Source organism: uncultured Pseudophaeobacter sp. (assembly GCA_905479575.1).
Classification (GTDB): Bacteria; Pseudomonadota; Alphaproteobacteria; order Rhodobacterales; family Rhodobacteraceae; genus Pseudophaeobacter.
The window spans coordinates 1-17,832 of sequence record CAJQNB010000016.1; the positions used below are offsets into that span (position 1 = coordinate 1).

At 59.6% G+C, this 17,832-nt stretch carries 15 protein-coding genes; 7 read left to right on the forward strand and 8 right to left on the reverse strand.

Annotated features, from left to right (window positions below; translation table 11 throughout):
* Positions 1-232: 232 nt before the first annotated feature.
* The 4 genes from QZ268_RS05230 to QZ268_RS05245 all read right to left on the reverse strand — a co-directional run bounded on the left by QZ268_RS05230 (position 233) and on the right by QZ268_RS05245 (position 5,141).
* Positions 233-1,666, reverse strand: coding sequence for an NAD(P)(+) transhydrogenase (Re/Si-specific) subunit beta (locus QZ268_RS05230; RefSeq protein ID WP_295449108.1), 1,434 nt, complete (start codon positions 1,664-1,666; stop codon positions 233-235).
* Between the two features lie 13 nt (positions 1,667-1,679).
* Positions 1,680-3,251, reverse strand: coding sequence for a Re/Si-specific NAD(P)(+) transhydrogenase subunit alpha (locus tag QZ268_RS05235; RefSeq protein ID WP_295449111.1), 1,572 nt, complete (start codon positions 3,249-3,251; stop codon positions 1,680-1,682).
* Positions 3,252-3,483: 232 nt separating this feature from the next.
* A complete protein-coding gene (locus QZ268_RS05240) occupies positions 3,484-3,933 on the reverse strand; it encodes an isoprenylcysteine carboxylmethyltransferase family protein (RefSeq protein WP_295449114.1) in 450 nt (149 codons plus the stop codon).
* A 221-nt stretch (positions 3,934-4,154) separates the two neighbouring features.
* Positions 4,155-5,141, reverse strand: a complete 987-nt coding sequence (locus QZ268_RS05245; RefSeq protein WP_295449117.1) for an MBL fold metallo-hydrolase — start codon at positions 5,139-5,141, stop codon at positions 4,155-4,157.
* 151 nt (positions 5,142-5,292) lie between these two features.
* On the opposite strand from QZ268_RS05245, the gene QZ268_RS05250 reads away from it, so the two are divergent.
* From QZ268_RS05250 to kynA, 4 genes are all read left to right on the forward strand, one after another.
* Positions 5,293-6,045 carry an SDR family oxidoreductase gene (locus QZ268_RS05250; protein WP_295449120.1) on the forward strand — a complete coding sequence of 251 codons (753 nt, stop codon included), beginning with the start codon at positions 5,293-5,295 and terminating at the stop codon, positions 6,043-6,045.
* Positions 6,046-6,058: 13 nt separating this feature from the next.
* The gene (locus tag QZ268_RS05255) at positions 6,059-6,433 is read left to right on the forward strand and encodes an MmcQ/YjbR family DNA-binding protein (RefSeq protein WP_295449123.1); all 375 of its coding nucleotides are present in this window, start codon (positions 6,059-6,061) and stop codon (positions 6,431-6,433) included.
* A gap of 130 nt (positions 6,434-6,563) precedes the next feature.
* A complete protein-coding gene (gene kynU / locus QZ268_RS05260) occupies positions 6,564-7,757 on the forward strand; it encodes a kynureninase (protein WP_295449126.1) in 1,194 nt (397 codons plus the stop codon).
* Positions 7,758-7,905: 148 nt separating this feature from the next.
* Positions 7,906-8,763 (forward strand): tryptophan 2,3-dioxygenase, encoded by an 858-nt coding sequence (gene kynA / locus QZ268_RS05265; RefSeq protein WP_295449129.1) that lies wholly within the window; start codon positions 7,906-7,908, stop codon positions 8,761-8,763.
* Positions 8,764-8,972: 209 nt separating this feature from the next.
* Here the strand turns inward: kynA and QZ268_RS05270 are convergent, their stop codons facing one another.
* Positions 8,973-9,557: a TetR/AcrR family transcriptional regulator gene (locus tag QZ268_RS05270; RefSeq protein WP_295449132.1), complete on the reverse strand. Its 585-nt coding sequence runs from the start codon at positions 9,555-9,557 to the stop codon at positions 8,973-8,975.
* Between the two features lie 114 nt (positions 9,558-9,671).
* On the opposite strand from QZ268_RS05270, the gene QZ268_RS05275 reads away from it, so the two are divergent.
* Together QZ268_RS05275 and QZ268_RS05280 are read left to right on the forward strand one after the other, a co-directional pair.
* Positions 9,672-10,136, forward strand: a complete 465-nt coding sequence (locus tag QZ268_RS05275) for a (2Fe-2S)-binding protein (protein ID WP_295449136.1) — start codon at positions 9,672-9,674, stop codon at positions 10,134-10,136.
* 4 nt (positions 10,137-10,140) lie between these two features.
* Positions 10,141-12,378, forward strand: coding sequence for a molybdopterin cofactor-binding domain-containing protein (locus QZ268_RS05280; protein WP_295449140.1), 2,238 nt, complete (start codon positions 10,141-10,143; stop codon positions 12,376-12,378).
* Positions 12,379-12,664: 286 nt separating this feature from the next.
* Here the strand turns inward: QZ268_RS05280 and QZ268_RS05285 are convergent, their stop codons facing one another.
* From QZ268_RS05285 to QZ268_RS05295, 3 genes are all read right to left on the reverse strand, one after another.
* A complete protein-coding gene (locus QZ268_RS05285) occupies positions 12,665-13,447 on the reverse strand; it encodes a gamma-glutamyl-gamma-aminobutyrate hydrolase family protein (protein ID WP_295449143.1) in 783 nt (260 codons plus the stop codon).
* A 244-nt stretch (positions 13,448-13,691) separates the two neighbouring features.
* Positions 13,692-14,117, reverse strand: a complete 426-nt coding sequence (locus QZ268_RS05290; protein WP_295449146.1) for a heme-binding protein — start codon at positions 14,115-14,117, stop codon at positions 13,692-13,694.
* Positions 14,118-14,195: 78 nt separating this feature from the next.
* A complete protein-coding gene (locus QZ268_RS05295; RefSeq protein ID WP_295449149.1) occupies positions 14,196-16,328 on the reverse strand; it encodes a malate synthase G in 2,133 nt (710 codons plus the stop codon).
* Between the two features lie 285 nt (positions 16,329-16,613).
* Between QZ268_RS05295 and QZ268_RS05300 the strand changes: the two genes are divergently transcribed.
* Positions 16,614-17,832, forward strand: a 1,219-nt coding sequence (locus tag QZ268_RS05300) for a M1 family aminopeptidase (RefSeq protein ID WP_295449152.1), incomplete at its 3' end; no start/stop codon positions are given.

The window sequence follows — 17,832 nt, forward strand, 5'->3', positions numbered from 1 at the left end:
AAATATATTATTGATAAAATACGCATAATCTATCTTATGTTAAACAATTATCATGTGGATGACTTCAGGTCCGCCGCGACATTGCAATATTACGTCCATACTGGGCGATCCGTGCCCGTAGTGATCTTTTCAAGCTTGCCCGGTTTGCAATGCATCTTGAGCACGAAACGCCGATTCGAATTTTGATTCACGCAGAAGATTAAAGAGCATCTCTCACGTGATTGCGCAAAACTCAGTCGATCATCGGGATCAGCTTGTCCAGGGACGCTTTGGCATCGCCATAGAACATCCTGGTGTTTTCCTTGAAGAACAGGGGGTTTTCGATGCCGGAGTAGCCGGTGCCCTGGCCGCGCTTGGAGACAAAGACCTGTTTCGCCTTCCAGCATTCCAGAACCGGCATGCCAGCGATGGGAGAGTTGGGATCTTCCTGGGCCGCCGGGTTGACGATGTCATTGGAGCCAATGACGATGGCCACATCGGTTTCCGGGAAGTCCTCGTTGATCTCATCCATTTCCATGACGATATCATAGGGAACTTTGGCTTCGGCCAGCAGCACGTTCATGTGCCCGGGCAGACGGCCCGCAACCGGATGGATGGCAAAGCGTACTGTCTTGCCCTTGGCCCGCAGGCGACGGGTCAGTTCCGCCACGTTCTGCTGCGCCTGTGCCACCGCCATGCCGTAGCCGGGGATGATGATGACGCTATCGGCCTCGTCCAGCGCGGTTGCAACGCCATCGGCGTCGATGGCCACCTGCTCGCCTTCGACCTCCATCTGCGGACCAGCTGTGCCGCCAAAGCCGCCCAGGATAACGCTGACAAAGCTGCGGTTCATCGCCTTACACATGATGTACGACAGGATCGCACCGGAAGAGCCAACCAGCGCCCCCACAACGATCAGCAGGTCGTTGCCAAGGGAGAAACCAATCGCAGCCGCGGCCCAGCCCGAGTAGCTGTTCAGCATCGAGACAACCACTGGCATATCGGCGCCGCCGATGCCCATGATCAGGTGATACCCAATGAACAGGGCTGCCAGCGTCATCAGCATCAGCGGCACAAAGCCACCAGTGTTGAAGTACCAGATCAGCGCGATCAGCGACACGCCCGCCGCAGCAGCGTTGAGCATATGACCGCCGGGCAGTTTCACCGCCGAAGAGGTCAGTTTACCTGCCAGTTTGCCATAGGCTACAACCGAACCGGTAAAGGTCACGGCACCAATGAAGATGCCGAGGAACAGCTCAACCCGCAGGATGGCGATCTCGACGCCGTCTTTCTTGGCCAACAGCTTGGCAAAGCCGTCCAGCGCCTGTTTGGCCTCTGCGTCCATGGCTAGGACACGACCCAGTTCGATATGGGCGATAAGACCCACAAAGACCGCGGCCAGGCCAACCAAAGAGTGCATCGCAGCAACCAGTTCGGGCATCTGGGTCATCTGTACCCGAGTTGCCAGCTGGTAGCCGATAACGCCGCCACCGGCGATCAGCACGATCGACAAGAGCCAGAGCCCGGAGCCCGGGCCAACAAGGGTGGCAAAAACAGCCAGCGCCATGCCGACAATCCCGTACCAGACCGCGCGTTTTGCGCTTTCCTGGCCGGACAGCCCGCCAAGGCTGAGGATGAAGAGAACAGCCGCGACCACATAGGCGGCAGTGGTAAATCCATATTCCATCTCTGTAGCCTCCTTAAGATTTCTGGAACATGGCAAGCATGCGCCGGGTGACGAGGAAGCCACCAAAGATGTTAATCCCAGCCATAAAGACCGACAGGGCCGCCAGCACAATCACCAGGAAACTGCCCGAGCCGATCTGCATCAGCGCGCCCAGGATAATGATCGACGAAATCGCATTGGTGACCGCCATCAGTGGTGTGTGCAGGCTATGCGCCACGCCCCAGATCACCTGGAAACCAATAAAGACCGAGAGCACAAAGACGATAAAGTGCTGCATGAAGCTGGCAGGGGCCACCAGACCAACAGCCAGCAGCAAGGCACCGCCCACGGCCAGCAGGGTGACCTGGTTCTTGGTCTGAGCCTTGAATGCCGCCACTTCTTCAGCGCGCTTTTCTTCTGGCGTCAGCTCTGGCGCCACCTCTTTGGGCTTGGCGGCAATCGCCTGCACCTTTGGCGGTGGTGGTGGGAAGGTGATTTCGCCGCCATGGGTCACGGTGGAGCCACGAATAACGTCATCTTCCATGTCGTGATTGATCTGGCCGTCCTTTTCAGGGGTCAGGTCAGTCATCATGTGGCGGATGTTGGTGGCGTAAAGAGTCGACGACTGGGCCGCCATGCGGGATGGGAAATCCGTGTAGCCGATAATGGTGACGCCATTCTCGGTGACGATTTTCTCATCCATCACGGTGAGCTTGCAATTGCCGCCCTTTTCCGCAGCCAGGTCAACAATGACCGAGCCAGGCTTCATCGCGGCGACCATGTCTTCGGTCCACAGCTCTGGCGCTTCGCGGTTGGGGATCAGCGCCGTGGTGATAACGATGTCCACCTCTGGTGCCAGTTCCCGGAACTTGGCGAGCTGGGCTTCGCGGAACTCTGGGCTGGAGACCGAGGCATAGCCACCGGAAGAAGCCCCATCGGCCTGCTCTTCTTCAAAGTCGAGATAGACAAACTCGGCGCCCATGGACTCAACTTGCTCAGCCACTTCGGGGCGTACGTCAAAGGCCAGGGTAATGGCCCCCAGACTGGTCGAGGTGCCAATGGCTGCAAGACCAGCAACGCCGGCGCCTACCACCAGGACCTTAGCTGGGGGCACCTTGCCCGCGGCTGTGATCTGACCGGTGAAAAAGCGGCCGAAGTTGTTGCCTGCTTCGATAACCGCGCGGTAGCCGGCGATATTCGCCATCGAGGACAGCGCGTCCATCTTCTGCGCGCGGCTGATACGTGGCACCATTTCCATGGCAATAACGCTGGCGCCTTTGGATTTGGCCAGTTCCAGCCCTTCTTCATTCCCGCCGGGATTGAAGAAAGAAATCAGTGTCTTTTTTGAGTTCAGCCGCTTGAGCTCAGCCTCATTGGGTTGGCGTACCTTGGCGATGATATCTGATGCTTTCCACAAAGCGGCGGCAGTCTTGATGATTTCAACACCGGCCTCCTCATAGGTCGCATCGCTAAAGCCGGCCAATTGGCCCGCACCGCTTTCAATGGCGCAGTCATAGCCCAGTTTCTGCAGCTGACGCGCAGAATCGGGCGTCATAGCGACACGCGCCTCGCCGTTGATCACCTCTTTGGGTGTTCCAATTTTCACCTTGTCGGTCCCCCTCGTCCTGCCCGCCCCAGCATTGCCCGGGTACGGATCGCAAACATTATGACTATCCTGCGCAATATTTTTGCGCAATGGCTTCGCTGCGTCGCCGCATATCACTGCCGCATTGCCGCATTTCTGCACCACTCAACTAAACTGGGTCAGATTCTACAACCGGCCCTCTCTTGTGAGGCTACAATAGAAAACCAACCCTTTTATCGCAACTAACCCAGGGCTAGACCCAGCGTCGCACTTTTTGCTCATAGCGCGCCCAGTCACTGCGAAAGGTCCGCCGCATCCGGTTTTCCTCACCGATGATAAAGCGTTTCTCCAGGATCCAGGTCAGCACCGGGATCAGCGGCAACGCAAGAACCGCGTCGAAATACAGGATCAGCCCCGCCAGCACCAAGACATCGCCCAGATAGATTGGGTTGCGGCTGCGGGTAAAGATGCCCGATTGCACCAGCCTGCTTGGCGTTTCATGGGGCATGAGCGTTGTCTTCTGACGTCGCATTTCGGTAACCGCCAGCGCCATCAGCACCAGCCCGCCACCGACAAGCAGCCCACCAAGCAGATCCGCCCATACCGGGCCAAACCCCAGCCCCAGTGGCAGATACTGCGCCTGCCCCCAGGCCAAAGCAATACAGCCCGCCAGCCAGACCGGTGGTAGGTCGATCCATTTCATATCATGTCTCTTTCCTCAAAGCCGCACAGCAGAGCTGTGCGGCCAATTTGCGGCACCATCCCCAGATCCCCGGGCAAGGTCCAGCGCTTCAGCAAATACTGTCCAGATAAAAGGACAGTATGCTCGTTTTTAAAGCCATATCACAACTTCGTTCCCGGCCCGCTCTCGCGCGAGCGCCCGTCTACCAGAAAAATGGGGGGACGTGAGTAGGTCATATTGACCTACTCCCACTCCATCTCTTCAAACACGCGCCCGGCATTCTTGGTGGCCAACTCGTCAAATGTGTCCAACCCGCGCCATTGCTGCTGGTCCACATAATAGGCGCTGGCCAGATCGCCACCCTCTTCGATATGCGCTCCAATCTTGCTGCGCAGATCGTTCAGATAGTCCAGAGTATAGCGCCGCACCTGGTCCAGATTGGTGGGATGGCCATGGCCTGGGATCACATAGGTTGGTGCCATGGGTTCCAGCTTCTCGACCCAGGTCTCTATCCAACAGCTGGTGCAGGTATGGGGAAAGATCGGCAACATGCGCTCATGGAAAGCGATATCGCCGGCAATCATGATCTTCCATGCGGGAATCCACACCTGAACATCGCCCGGATCATGGGCCGGGCCCAAATGCAGCACCTGAATATCCAACCCGCCAAGGCTCAGATCATAGCGGTCATCAAAGCTGAGGTTGGCATGTTCCATGCGGCTGTCGCCCGCGCGGTCCTTGTTATAGGCCTGCATGCGCTGCAGGATGAAATCGCCATTTTTCTGGGTTTCGGCAATGGCATCGGCATGGCCCAGAATGTCTACGCCCTGGTCGCGCCAATAGCCGTTGCCCAGCACCGCATGACCCTGGCCATTTTCGTTGATGACCAAAACAACCGGCTGATCCGTCACCGCCTTGATCTCTGCGTGCAAAGCCGCCGCCAGCGCATCCGAGGCCCCGGCATTGATCACCACGACACCCGCGTTCGTCACGACAAAGGAGAGGTTGTTATTGTGGCCGGCGTTTTCATAGGTCGGCGGCGCAGTGGCCCCGATGGCCGAGAACACATGCGGGATCACCTCCACCGGCTTGGAATACAGCTCGGACTGGGGGTATTGATCCGCAATGTCCTCACTGGCAAGACCTGCAATTGGCAACCCTGCAACATATGCTGTCAGCCCTGCGGCATATATCGGCGTCAAAAGCCGACTCAACGCGGTATTGGTCATGGCATCCTCCCATTTTTGTTCAGACAAATAATTCACACTTGCGAATATGATTGTAAATAGATTTTGCGCTCTGCCACCGCCTCTGTGACGGAACGGCGCGCTTGCGCAGCTGTGCCCCGGCGATACCCTGTGACAAACAGGAGGACAAAAGATGGATTTGAACGGCAAACACGCATTGGTCACCGGCGGGGGCACTGGCATTGGGCTTGCCATTGCCAAGGCTCTGGCGGCACAGGGTGCCCAGGTGACCATCACCGGACGCCGCCAGGAGGTGCTGGAAGAGGTTGCAACGGCGGGCCTGCACCCCATGGCGATGGATGTGCGCAACGAGGACGACATCATTGCCAAAGTCGCCGCCGCAGTAGAGGCCCGTGGCCCGATCCAGATCTGCGTCGCCAATGCCGGCGTGGCCGAGGGCAAATCCCTGCACAAAACCACCATGGAGTTCTGGCGCAACATGATGGCGACCAATCTGGATGGCGCCTTTCTGACCATTCGCGAATGCCTGAAGTCCATGCATCAGACCGACTGGGGCCGGATCATCACCGTGGCCTCTATCGCCGGCCTGCGCGGGCTGAAAGGCGGCGCCTGCTACAGCGCCAGCAAACACGGCATGATTGGCCTCACCCGGGCTTTGAGCGAGGATTACATGGGCAGCCAGATCACCGCCAATGCCATCTGCCCCGGCTATGTGGACACCCCGATTGTCGACCGCAACATCACTTCGATCTCGACGCGTGCCGGCATCAGCCAGGATGAAGCGCTCAAGGTCATGGTCAATGCCAACCGCCACCAACGCCTGATCGAACCAGAGGAAGTGGCCGCCGCCGCCATGTGGCTTTGTGGTCCAGGATCGCAGTCCATCAACGGCCAGACCATCGAAATCGCAGGTGGGCAGACCTGATGAGGCTGACAAGATGAACAGGGCGGAATTCAACCAGTTCTGCGCCACCTTTCCCGCAGCGGAGCATGTGGTGCAATGGGGCAATTCCGACGTTTGGAAAGCAGGCGGCAAGCTCTTTGCCGTCTGCGGCTGGGCCGATGGCGACGACGCCTTTACCTTCAAGGCCGGAGAGATCGCTTTTGAGGTGCTGCAGGAACGCCCCGGTGTGCGCCCTGCTCCCTATCTGGCCTCGCGTGGGATGAAATGGCTGCAACAATTTGCCAAAGATGGTCTCAGCGATGAAGAGCTGCGCGACTGTATCACCCTGTCCTATCAGATGGTCACCGCAGGCCTGTCCAAGAAGAAAAGAACCGCACTGGGCATTCCAGACCCCGCGCCAAAGACCTGACACCCAGTTCCTGGCCCTGCTTGAAGTTCAGCGTCAGGCCCCGCAAGAGACACTGGACAGAGCAGATTGGATCGGATACGAAACACAAAAGCTTTAAGCTTGAAGTATTTTTCGACCCAGCGAGGCCCCCATGACTGATTTTGCTGCCACCAAGGCGATGTTCGACCTGCCCGAGGGGATGATCTACCTCGATGGCAACTCTTTGGGCCCGCTGCCCAAGGCCACCAAGGATCGCGTCTCGGCGATGATCGAGGATGAATGGGGCAAGATGCTGATCACTGGCTGGAACAAGGCCGGCTGGATGCAGCAACCCGGTGCCATTGGCGATCGCATCGGACGGTTGATCGGCGCCGAGCCGGGCCATGTGATGATGGGCGACACCCTGTCAATCAAGGTCTACCAGGCGGTTGCCTCGGCACTGGAGATGACCCCCGACCGCCGGGTGGTGTTGTCAGACAATGGCAACTTCCCTTCGGATCTTTATATCGTGCAGGGCCTGCTGAAATCCCTGGGCGAAGACTATGAGCTGCGGGTGGTGAACCCCGAAGACGTAGCAGACAATATCACCGACGAAATTGCTGTTCTGATGCTCACCGAGGTGGACTATCGCACCGGACGCAAACACGACATGAAAGCCCTGACCAAGCTGGCCCATGCACAGGGCGTGGTGACGGTTTGGGATCTGGCCCATTCCGCCGGGGCATTGCCGGTGGATCTGGCCGGGTGCAACGCGGATTTTGCCGTCGGCTGCACCTATAAATACCTCAACTCTGGTCCCGGTGGTCCGGCCTTTATCTATGTCGCGCCGCGCCATGTGGACCGCGCCCGCCCGGCCCTGTCGGGCTGGCTGGGGCATGAGGCGCCTTTTGCCTTTGATCTCGACTATCGCCCCGGCAACGGCATTGAACGCATGCGCGTCGGCACCCCGCCGATGATCCAGCTGGCCGCCCTTGGGGCCTCGATGGATATCTGGGATCAGGTGGACATGCAGGCGCTGCGGGCGCGCTCGATCGCGCTGTGCGATCGCTTTATTGCCGGGATTGAGGCGACCTGCCCCGAGCTGACCCTGGCCTCGCCACGCGACGGTGCGGCCCGTGGCAGCCAGGTCTCCTTTGCCTTTGAAGTTGGTTACGCGGCCATGCAGGCGCTGATTGCCCGTGGCGTCATTGGCGATTTCCGGGCGCCGGATATCATGCGTTTTGGCTTTACCCCGCTGTATATTGATGAGGGAGATGTCGATGGAGCGGTGACGATCATTGCCGATGTGATGAACAACCAGCTGTGGGACAAACCCGAATATAAAATCCGCGCGGCCGTGACCTGATGGACCTGCCCGGCACCAAAGCGCTGCCCCTGTGCCGCCCCTTTGGCTGGGTGGCGCTGTGGCGTCGCCTGGCCCAATGCGGCACCCTGAACAAACGGATTTTTTCCCTTTCCTGAGCTATACTTCAATTTGGAAAAGGAGGAATCCCATGAGCGATTCCAAGACCACGCCCCAGGGCTGCCCCTTCAACCCCGCCGATGACGGCGCCCAGATGGATTTTGACGGCCGTATGTCCTATGGTGACTACCTGTCACTGGATATGTTGCTGACTGCCCAGAAACCCTGGAGCGACACCCATGATGAAATGCTGTTCATCATCCAACACCAAACATCCGAACTGTGGATGCGACTGGCCATTCACGAACTGCAGGCGGCGCGTGCGCGGCTGATCAAGGACGAAGCGCGACAGGCGTTCAAGATGCTGGCGCGGGTGGCGCGGATTTTTGAGCAGCTGAACTCTGCCTGGGATGTGCTGCGCACCATGACGCCCTCGGATTACACCGCCTTTCGCGATGCCCTGGGGCAAAGCTCTGGTTTTCAGTCGCATCAGTACCGGCTGATCGAGTTCATGCTGGGCAACCGCAACAAGGCGATGCTGAAGCCCCATGCCCACCGCCCTGATCTGGTGGCGCTGCTGGAGGCCGAACTGGCACAGCCGTCGCTCTATGATGTGGCGTTGCGGGCGCTGCATGCACGTTTCGCCCTGCCTGACACAGTGATCAATCGTGACCTATCTGAGGCCTATCAGGCCAGCGAAGCGGTAGAGGCCGCCTGGTCCGAGGTCTACCGCGCGCCCGAGGCCAATTGGGAGCTTTATGAATTGGCCGAGAAACTGGTGGATTTTGAAGACTATTTCCGCCGCTGGCGGTTCAATCACGTGACCACGGTGGAGCGGGTCATTGGCTTTAAACGCGGCACTGGCGGCACCGGCGGGGTCAACTACCTCAAACGGATGCTGGAGGTAGAGCTGTTCCCCGAGCTTTGGCACCTGCGCACCACGCTGTAACCGCAGGTAAAACTGAGCTCAGCTACACAGAGGCTGACAAAACGGTGGCTGGCAAAACAAAGGCGGGGGGGCTCCCGCCCGTCTCGCGACATCACAGATGTCGGATCCCGTTGGGCCCGGCGCCGCGCTGACGCGCGGCGCGTCAGCGCATTACGCTGTACCTCAGTGCTGGAGCAACAGGGAACTCAGTTTGCCGGCCCCCTCCCCCTTCAGCCTGCGGGAGTCAGGGCTTGGGCGCACAGTGCCGCATAATTGGCCACACCGACACGATAGCCATCGTAGCTTTGTGCGGTGTGTTTGATCCCTTTGAGACAGGCGCAGAACAAACGCCCCAGGGCATCCGCATCAGCCGTCAGGACAACTGCCCCCCGCGCAGCTTCCTCCTGCAGCCACTGGGCATAAATGCCCTGTAACTGCGCTTCGCCTTCCTCGATCATATCACCAGCCACATTCAGGGTGGCCTCAAACAGCTCCATCCCATGTGCCGAAGACATCATCGCTTCCATCGTCTCGCCGCCATGGGCCGCAAAGGCACGCGCCAGACGCGGCGCCAGGGGCCCCTCCGCTTTCAGGGCCGTCGCAACCTCGCGCGCGGCCTCGGCATAGTAGCTTTCAACAAGGCTACGAAAGATGGCCTCTTTGTTTTTGAAATGAAGGTAGAGCGCCGGGCGTGACATGCCGGCTCCCCGGGCTATGTCATCCATTGAGGTTTTGCGAAACCCATAGGCGGAAAAGCCTGCCCAGGCGGCGGCAAGGATGGCCTGTATCTTGGTGTCGGGGGCTGAAAACGTCATAGACTCGCTTCTGACAGTTTTACAGGTTTTTGTCAATTGACAGCCTGACATATTTCATGCATTTTGTCAGAAATACCAACCCCAGCTCCCGGACCCCGCAAAGAGGCCAGTCCCATGTCAAAAACGCTCCGTATCAATGGCAAAACCCATGAGGTGGATCTGCCCGATGATGTGCCCCTGCTCTGGGTGCTGCGCGACGAGATCGGCCTGACGGGGACAAAATTTGGCTGCGGCGTGGCCGCCTGTGGTGCCTGCACCGTGCAGGTGGATGGCGAGGCGATGCGCTCCTGCCAGCTGAGCCTTGGCGATGTCGAGGGGGAGGTGACCACAATCGAGGGACTTGGCAGCCCAGACAACATGGCCAAGATCCAGCAGGCCTGGGTGGCGCATCAGGTGGCACAATGTGGCTACTGCCAGTCGGGCCAGATCATGCAGGCCGCCAGCCTGCTGGCAGAAAACCCCAGCCCCAGCGACGCCGATATCGACGAGGCGATGCAGGGCAACCTGTGCCGCTGTGGCACCTACCCGCGTATCCGCGCCGCCATCCACTCCGCCGCCAAAATGATGCAGGAGGCCTGATCTCATGGCCAGCTTGAAAAAAATCGCCCGCCGCAGCTTCCTCGTCGGCTCTGCCGCCATTCTGGGCGGGGTTGCCTTTGGTACCTATAAATACCACCAGCCCGCCCCTAACCCGCTGGAGCCGGGTGAAGGCAAGGCAGTGCTGAACCCCTTTGTCTTTGTTGACCAGTCCGGCGTCACCCTGATCGCGCCACGGGCTGAGATGGGCCAGGGCGTGCGCAGCTCATGGGCCGCCCTGATCGCCGAGGAGCTGGATGTAAACCCAGCACAGGTCAATGTGATCCATGGCCCCGCCGCCAAGGCCTATTACAACAGCGCCATGATGGCCGAGGCCCTGCCCGGTCGCGGCTATAACGCCAGCGATTTTCAGCATTCCTTGGGGCAGATCGTCGGGAATTTCTCCAAATTTCTCGACCTGCAGGTCACTGGTGGCTCTTCCTCGATGAAGGACGGCTTTACCCGCATGCGGCTGGCTGGTGCCAGCGCCCGCGAAACCCTGAAAGAAGCGGCCGCGCAACGGCTTGGCGTGGCTCGCGCCCTGCTGGAAACCGAGAACGGATATGTTCTGGCGCCGGGCGATGTAAAACTCTCCTATGCTGAACTGGCCACAGAGGCCGCCGCTCTTGAGCCGCAAGAGCCCGAGCTACGCCCCGCAGCCCAGTGGAAATACATCGGCAAGCCCGTGCCGCGCATTGATATGACTGCCAAGGTCACCGGCACCGCAGGTTTTGGTGTGGATACCCGCATTGAAGGCATGAAATTCGCCGCCATCAAACAGAACCCACATTTTGACGCTGGTATGCGCGGCTTTGATGCCTCGACCGCCAAGGACATGGCAGGTGTCGAGCAGATCCTGGATCTTGGCGATGCGGTGGCCGTTGTGGGTAGCAATACCTGGCTGGCGCAACAGGCGGTTGAGGCTATTGAGGTGGACTGGGAGCCTGCCACCTACCCCAAAACCACCGATGCGATTTTTGCCGAGATTGAAGCCGCCTTTGACGGCTCCGCCAATTCAACCATGCGCGATGACGGCGACGTGGACAGCCTGCCTGACGGGGCTGAGCTGATCGAGGCCGAATATCGCCTGCCCTATCTGGCCCACGCCACCATGGAACCGATGAACGCCACGGCGCTTTATACCGGGGATGCGCTGGAGATCTGGGCCCCCAATCAGGGGCCAACGGTGGTGCAAAAAGCCGCCGCCGCGCTCACCGGGTTGGACACTGAGGCCGTGACCGTCAATACCACCTTTCTGGGCGGCGGCTTTGGTCGCCGCATCGAAGTGGATTACACCAACCGCGCCGTGCAGATTGCCCAACAGCTAAAAGGCACGCCGGTGCAGCTCACCTGGTCGCGCGAAGAAGATATGCGCCACGACTATTACCGCCCCGGTGCCATTGGCCGCTACCGCGCCGCCGTCAAGGATGGCAAAGCCGTGATGGTGCATGGCAAGATCGCAGCCCAGTCCACCACACAGGAGGGTGCCGGGCGGATGCTGGGCCTGCCGATGTCCGGCCCGGATAAGGGCCATGTGGACGCAGCCTTTAACCAGCCCCTGGCGATCCCGAACTTTCGTGTCGAGGGCTATCTCGCCAAGCCGATGATCCCGGTGGGGTTCTGGCGCTCGGTGGCGGCGTCGTTCAACGGGTTCTTTTCTGACAGTATTATTGATGAGATGGCCCATAAGGCCGGCCGCGACCCGCTGGAGTTCCGCCTGGAGCTGGCCCGTGCCGAATGGGAGCCCGCCGCCAAAGTCCTGGAAACTGTGCGCGATATGTCCGGCTGGACTGGCACAACTCCCGCAGGCATCGGTCGGGGCGTCGCCCTGGCCTACAGCTTTGGCACCCCGGTTGCGCAGGTCATCGAAGTGGCCGATCGCGACGGCGATATTGCCATCACCAAGGCCTGGATTGCCGCCGACCTTGGTCTGGTGGTGGATCCGCAAAACACCGAAGCACAGCTGTTCAGTGGTCTCGCCTACGGGCTGTCGGCGGCCTGTTTTGGCGAGATCACCTTTGACAATGGCGCGGTAGAACAGGAGAACTTCCCCGATTACGACGCCATGCGCATGCCCAGCATGCCCTCGGTCGAGGTGGCGGTTTTGCAGCTGCAAAAACACATGGGTGGCGCAGGTGAGCCCGGCACCCCGCCAGCGGCACCGGCCCTGGCCAATGCGCTGTTTGATCTGACAGGGGAACGCGCGCGGGAACTGCCCCTGAACAAACAGTTCAGCCTTTTGTAAACAGCCCGAACAAGACGCTGCCAGATCCCCCCAAGACCCTATCAGTGAGCTAAACACTGGTGGGGGGGATCTGGAAACGCTACGCGATCCAGGCCAGCTCAAGCCCCGCTCAAAATCGAATAAAAGTTAATTTATATCAGATATTTAAGGGAAAGCCCCTCACCCTCACTGGCGTGCATTTCTGACTTCAATTGACGCACCAGAAACCACAGGTCTGCTCCCACAGAGCTGCCTTCGCAGTTGCGCAACCAACAAGCCCGAAATCACCGTTGTGATGGCAGGACTTTTAACCTGTTTCCAGTAGTTCGCCAGCCGCATGGGTGCCATTGGCCCAGGCATGGACTGCTGCGCCAAAGGCCTGGAACAGCGGGCGCGAGACCGGATCATTGTTGGCGTCCCACTCCGGGTGCCACTGCACCGCCAGGGTAAAGCCCGGTGCATCCTGAACATAGATCGCCTCGGGCGTGCCATCGGGGGCATAGCCGTCAATCACGATGCGCGCCCCCGGGGTTTTGATACCCTGGCCGTGCAGGCTGTTGGTCATCACCTCATCCGCGCCAAATACATCATTGAAGACACCACCGCTGGTCATCTTCACCGGGTGGCGTAGGGCGAATTTTTCTTCCAGGGTGCCATCGGGGGGCATGCGGTGGTTCATTCGCCCCGGCAGGTCGCGGATCTCGGGGTAGAGCGTGCCGCCCATGGCCACATTGACCTCCTGAAAGCCCCGGCAGATCCCCAGAAAGGGCTGGCCGCGCTCAACGCAGGCCCGCACCAAAGGCAGCACAATGGCATCCCGCGCCCGGTCAAAAGCCCCGTGGGCCTCTGTCTCTGCCTCGCCATATTCATTGGGGTGCACATTGGGCCGCCCCCCGGTAAGCAAAAACCCGTCAAAGCTATGCAATAGCTCCTCGACCGACAGGAACCGCGGGTCCGAGGGGATCAGCAGCGGCATACAGCCGGCAACCTCGGCCACGGCCTCAGAATTCATGGTGCCGCCAGCATGTGCCGGATATTGATCGTTGAGCAGATAGGAATTGCCGATAATGCCAACTTTGGGACGCGCCATGGGGACTCCGAATGTGTTAAAACATAGCAAGGCTAAGGCCTCCCCCGGGATCCCGCAACCACACAAGCGACCGGATTGCGCGCAGGTTACTGTTCAATTCTGCACGTCGTAGCGTCATCGGGGGATCTGCGGCAAAACAGGGCAGATCGGAAACAACACCTGCGCCGAAGAAACAAGCCTGAGAATCAAAAGGACGCCGCACAGCGCGACGTCCCTTGTTGAGCCACAGGTTTTGCACGTGGGATCAGATCTCGCCGATCAACCCAGCCGCTTCGATCCCTGCCATGGCCGCAATGGCGTCATTGTCAGAGGTATCGCCGGTGACGCCGACGGCACCAATAACCGCGCCGCTATCGTCGCGCAGCAACACGCCACCGGGCACTGGGATCACCTGACCACCATACACGCCATTCACCGCCGCCATGAAATAGGCCTGGGCTTCGGCGCGGGCCATCTGCGCTGTGCCTGCCATGCCCAGCATCACCGCGCCATAGGCCTTACCATGGGCGATGGCAAAACGCCCAGGTGCAGCGCCGTCTTCGCGGGCAAAGGCCTGCACATGGCCACCGCCATCCAGCACCACGGCAGAAAGAGGCTTCAACCCCATCTCACGACCTTTGGCCAGGGCTGTATTGATAATGATCTGGGCGGATTGCAGGGAAATTGTCATGGTCGTACCCTTCTGGTCAGGATCAAGAATAAGGGAAGAGGGCAGGACCGCGCCCTGCCCCCAATCTTTATCGGTCTCTTAGCCGACCGCCTTGAGCTCAAGACGACGGGCATGCAGCACCGGCTCGGTATAGCCAGAAGGCTGGACGCGCCCCTTGAAGACCAGATCACAGGCGGCCTGGAAGGCAATGCCGTCAAAGCCGGGCGCCATGGGCCGATAGCTGGCATCCCCGGCGTTTTGCTGGTCCACCACGGCAGCCATCTTTTGCATCGCGGCCATCACTTGCTGCTCGCTCACCACCTCGTGGTGCAGCCAATTGGCCAGCGCCTGACTGGAGATCCGGCAGGTGGCGCGGTCTTCCATCAGCCCTACATTGTTCAGGTCGGGCACTTTGGAGCAGCCAACACCCTGATCGACCCAGCGCACCACATAGCCCAGAATACCCTGGGCATTGTTTTCGATCTCGCGGGTGATTTGTTCATCCGACAGGTTTTGCCCCTGCATTACCGGAATATCCAGCAGGTCCGCCAGCGTGCCACGGGGACCAGCCGCGCGCAGCGCATCCTGATGCGACAGCACATCTAACTGGTGATAATGGGTTGCATGCAACGTTGCAGCGGTTGGCGACGGAACCCAGGCGCAGGTGGCACCGGATTTGGGATGGCCAATCTTGGCGGCCAGCATGTCCCCCATCAGATCCGGCATCGCCCACATTCCCTTGCCAATCTGGGCGCGGCCTTTGAGACCACAGGCCAGACCGATATCGACATTGCGGTCCTCGTAGGAGGCAATCCAGGGGGTGTTTTTCATCTCGCCCTTGGGCAACATCGCCCCTGCTTCCATCGAGGTATGGATCTCATCCCCGGTGCGGTCCAGGAAGCCGGTGTTGATAAAGGCCACGCGAGATTTGGCGGCGCGGATGCATTCCTTCAGATTGACCGAGGTTCGGCGCTCTTCATCCATGATGCCGATCTTGACCGTATTGGCCGGCAGGCCCAGCGCCGCCTCAACCTGATCAAAGATGCGGCAGGCAAAATCCACCTCTTCGGGGCCGTGCATCTTGGGCTTGACCACATAAACAGAGCCATGCAGCGAGTTGCCCCCCTCTGCCTGCAGATCATGCATAGCGATCATCACGGTGATCATCGCATCCAGCAGGCCTTCTCCCGCCTCGCGGCCTTCGCTGTCCAATACCGCCGGGTTGGTCATCAGGTGGCCAACATTGCGCACCAGCAAAAGCGAGCGGCCTTTGAGGCTGGCGGCCTCTCCGCCGGCGCTGGTGTAGGCAAGATCAGCGTTCAACACACGGGTGAAGGTTTTGCCGCCTTTACTGACCTCTTCTGCCAGATCCCGCTTCATCAGGCCCAGCCAGTTTGAATAGGCCACCACCTTGTCTTCGGCATCGACACAGGCCACCGAGTCCTCGCAGTCCATAATGGTGGACAGTGCCGATTCAAGCGTGATGTCATTGATCCCGGCGGCATCCGTGGCGCCGATATTACCTGCGGCGTCCACCTCGATCACCGCATGCAACCCGTTGTTTTTCAGCAGAACCCGCGTTGGGGCAGCGGCATCACCAACGTGCCCGGCAAACTGGCTGACTTCCTTGAGCGCGGGCACCAAAGCCCCCTCCGCAACGGCGAGCTCGGTGATATCGCTCCAGGACCCGCTTTGCAGCGGGAAGGTTTCATCCAGGAAACTACGACCCCAGGCAATCACCCGGTCGCCGCGCGCCGCATCATAGCCACCGCCCTTTGGCAGATCGCCCATGGCGTCGGTGCCATATAGCGCATCATAGAGCGAGCCCCAGCGGGCATTGGCCGCGTTCAGCGCAAAGCGCGCATTGGTGATTGGCACAACCAGTTGTGGACCGGGGGTAAAGGCGATCTCGGCATCGACGTTCTCGGTCTCGATCTCAAAATCATCGCCTTCGGGCAAGAGATAGCCGATCTGACGCAAAAAGGCTTCATAAGCTGCGGCATCGCGCGCTGCGCTGCGGTTGGCCACATGCCAGGCATCAATCTGCCCCTGCAACTCAGCGCGTTTGGCCAAGAGGGCGCGGTTTTCACCGCCCATGCCATTGACCAGCCCAGACAGACCAGCCCAGAACGCCGCCGCCGACACACCAGTACCAGGCAGTGCCTTGCTTTCAATGAACTCCGCCAAATGGGGTGCAACCTGCATCCCCTCGATCCTGCGCATCGTGCTCATTGGTGTTCTCCTTCGCCGGTTGTCGATCCTGTTTCCCCGATACAGGAAAAGTTTCCTATCAGCAACAGAGGCGGTAATATAACTTTACCAATTATAACAAGGCTGTTTCTTGTTTTTACAGAAAATCCACCAAGGCTTCAAAAAGAACAGGCGAATAGGCCAGGGTTTTGCTCGTATTTTCCGCGTCATGCGCTTGCCCGGCTCTGCGCCATTGCCTACCACTAGGGCAACCAAAAGCAACACATCCCCAGCCGCCCGCGGTTGGGATGAGACGAGGACAGCAAGATGACCAGCCCAGCAGCCCAGGCCGAAGCAGAAACCTTTTACCTGAAGGACTACACCCCCTTTGGCTTTGAGGTAGAGAGCGTTCAGCTGACCTTCCGGCTGGCCCCCCATGCCACCCGCGTGCTGAGCCAGATCCGCTTTACTCCCAAACCCGGCGCGGCGGATCCACAGTTTTTCCTGCATGGCGAGAAACTGAACCTGATCTCTGCCAAGATCGACGGCGTCGCAGTCTCCCCAGTGATCACCGCCGAGGGGCTGACCTGCGACACCCCTGCGGAGCCCTTCCTCTGGGAGGCGGAGGTCGAGATTGATCCCGCCTCCAATACGGCCCTTGAGGGGCTTTATATGTCCGGTGGCATGTATTGCACCCAATGTGAGGCCGAGGGCTTTCGCAAGATCACCTATTACCCAGACCGCCCCGACGTGATGTCCACCTTTACCGTGCGCATCGAAGGCGACGAAGAGGTGCTTTTGTCCAACGGCAACCCCGTCTCGCAGTCACAGGGGCTGGCGGAATGGCACGATCCCTGGCCCAAACCGGCCTATCTTTTTGCCCTGGTGGCCGGCGATCTGGTCAACCACCCGGATACATTCACCACCCGGTCCGGCAAAGAGGTAGAGCTGAACATCTGGGTCCGCCCCGGCGACGAGGACAAATGCGCCTTTGCCCTGGAAAGCCTGAAAAAGGCGATGGCGTGGGACGAACAGGTTTATGGCCGCGAATACGACTTGGACATTTTCAACATCGTCGCCGTCGATGACTTCAATATGGGCGCAATGGAGAACAAGGGGTTGAACATTTTCAACTCGGCCGCCGTTCTGGCCAGCCCCGAAACCGCGACCGACGCCAATTTCGAGCGCATCGAGAGCATCATCGCGCACGAGTATTTCCACAACTGGACCGGCAACCGCATCACCTGCCGCGACTGGTTCCAGCTGTGCCTGAAAGAGGGGCTGACGGTGTTCCGCGACGCCCAGTTCACCGCCGACATGCGCTCGGCCGCAGTGAAACGCATCGCGGACGTGATCACCCTGCGCGCCCGCCAGTTCCGCGAGGATGCCGGCCCGCTGGCGCATCCGGTGCGTCCGGCCAGCTTTGTCGAGATCAACAACTTCTACACCGCCACCGTCTATGAAAAGGGGGCCGAACTGATCGGCATGCTCAAGACGCTGGTGGGGGACGAGGATTATTACCGCGCGCTCGACCTGTATTTCAGCC

What these genes read in the sequence shown, in the direction of transcription:
- QZ268_RS05230 (WP_295449108.1), bottom strand. Translation starts at nt 1,666, where the DNA reads ATGGAATATGGATTTACCACTGCCGCCTATGTGGTCGCGGCTGTTCTC.
- QZ268_RS05240 (WP_295449114.1), bottom strand. Translation starts at nt 3,933, where the DNA reads ATGAAATGGATCGACCTACCACCGGTCTGGCTGGCGGGCTGTATTGCT.
- QZ268_RS05245 (WP_295449117.1), bottom strand. Translation starts at nt 5,141, where the DNA reads ATGACCAATACCGCGTTGAGTCGGCTTTTGACGCCGATATATGCCGCA.
- QZ268_RS05250 (WP_295449120.1), top strand. Translation starts at nt 5,293, where the DNA reads ATGGATTTGAACGGCAAACACGCATTGGTCACCGGCGGGGGCACTGGC.
- QZ268_RS05255 (WP_295449123.1), top strand. Translation starts at nt 6,059, where the DNA reads ATGAACAGGGCGGAATTCAACCAGTTCTGCGCCACCTTTCCCGCAGCG.
- kynU (WP_295449126.1), top strand. Translation starts at nt 6,564, where the DNA reads ATGACTGATTTTGCTGCCACCAAGGCGATGTTCGACCTGCCCGAGGGG.
- kynA (WP_295449129.1), top strand. Translation starts at nt 7,906, where the DNA reads ATGAGCGATTCCAAGACCACGCCCCAGGGCTGCCCCTTCAACCCCGCC.
- QZ268_RS05270 (WP_295449132.1), bottom strand. Translation starts at nt 9,557, where the DNA reads ATGACGTTTTCAGCCCCCGACACCAAGATACAGGCCATCCTTGCCGCC.
- QZ268_RS05275 (WP_295449136.1), top strand. Translation starts at nt 9,672, where the DNA reads ATGTCAAAAACGCTCCGTATCAATGGCAAAACCCATGAGGTGGATCTG.
- QZ268_RS05280 (WP_295449140.1), top strand. Translation starts at nt 10,141, where the DNA reads ATGGCCAGCTTGAAAAAAATCGCCCGCCGCAGCTTCCTCGTCGGCTCT.
- QZ268_RS05285 (WP_295449143.1), bottom strand. Translation starts at nt 13,447, where the DNA reads ATGGCGCGTCCCAAAGTTGGCATTATCGGCAATTCCTATCTGCTCAAC.
- QZ268_RS05290 (WP_295449146.1), bottom strand. Translation starts at nt 14,117, where the DNA reads ATGACAATTTCCCTGCAATCCGCCCAGATCATTATCAATACAGCCCTG.
- QZ268_RS05295 (WP_295449149.1), bottom strand. Translation starts at nt 16,328, where the DNA reads ATGAGCACGATGCGCAGGATCGAGGGGATGCAGGTTGCACCCCATTTG.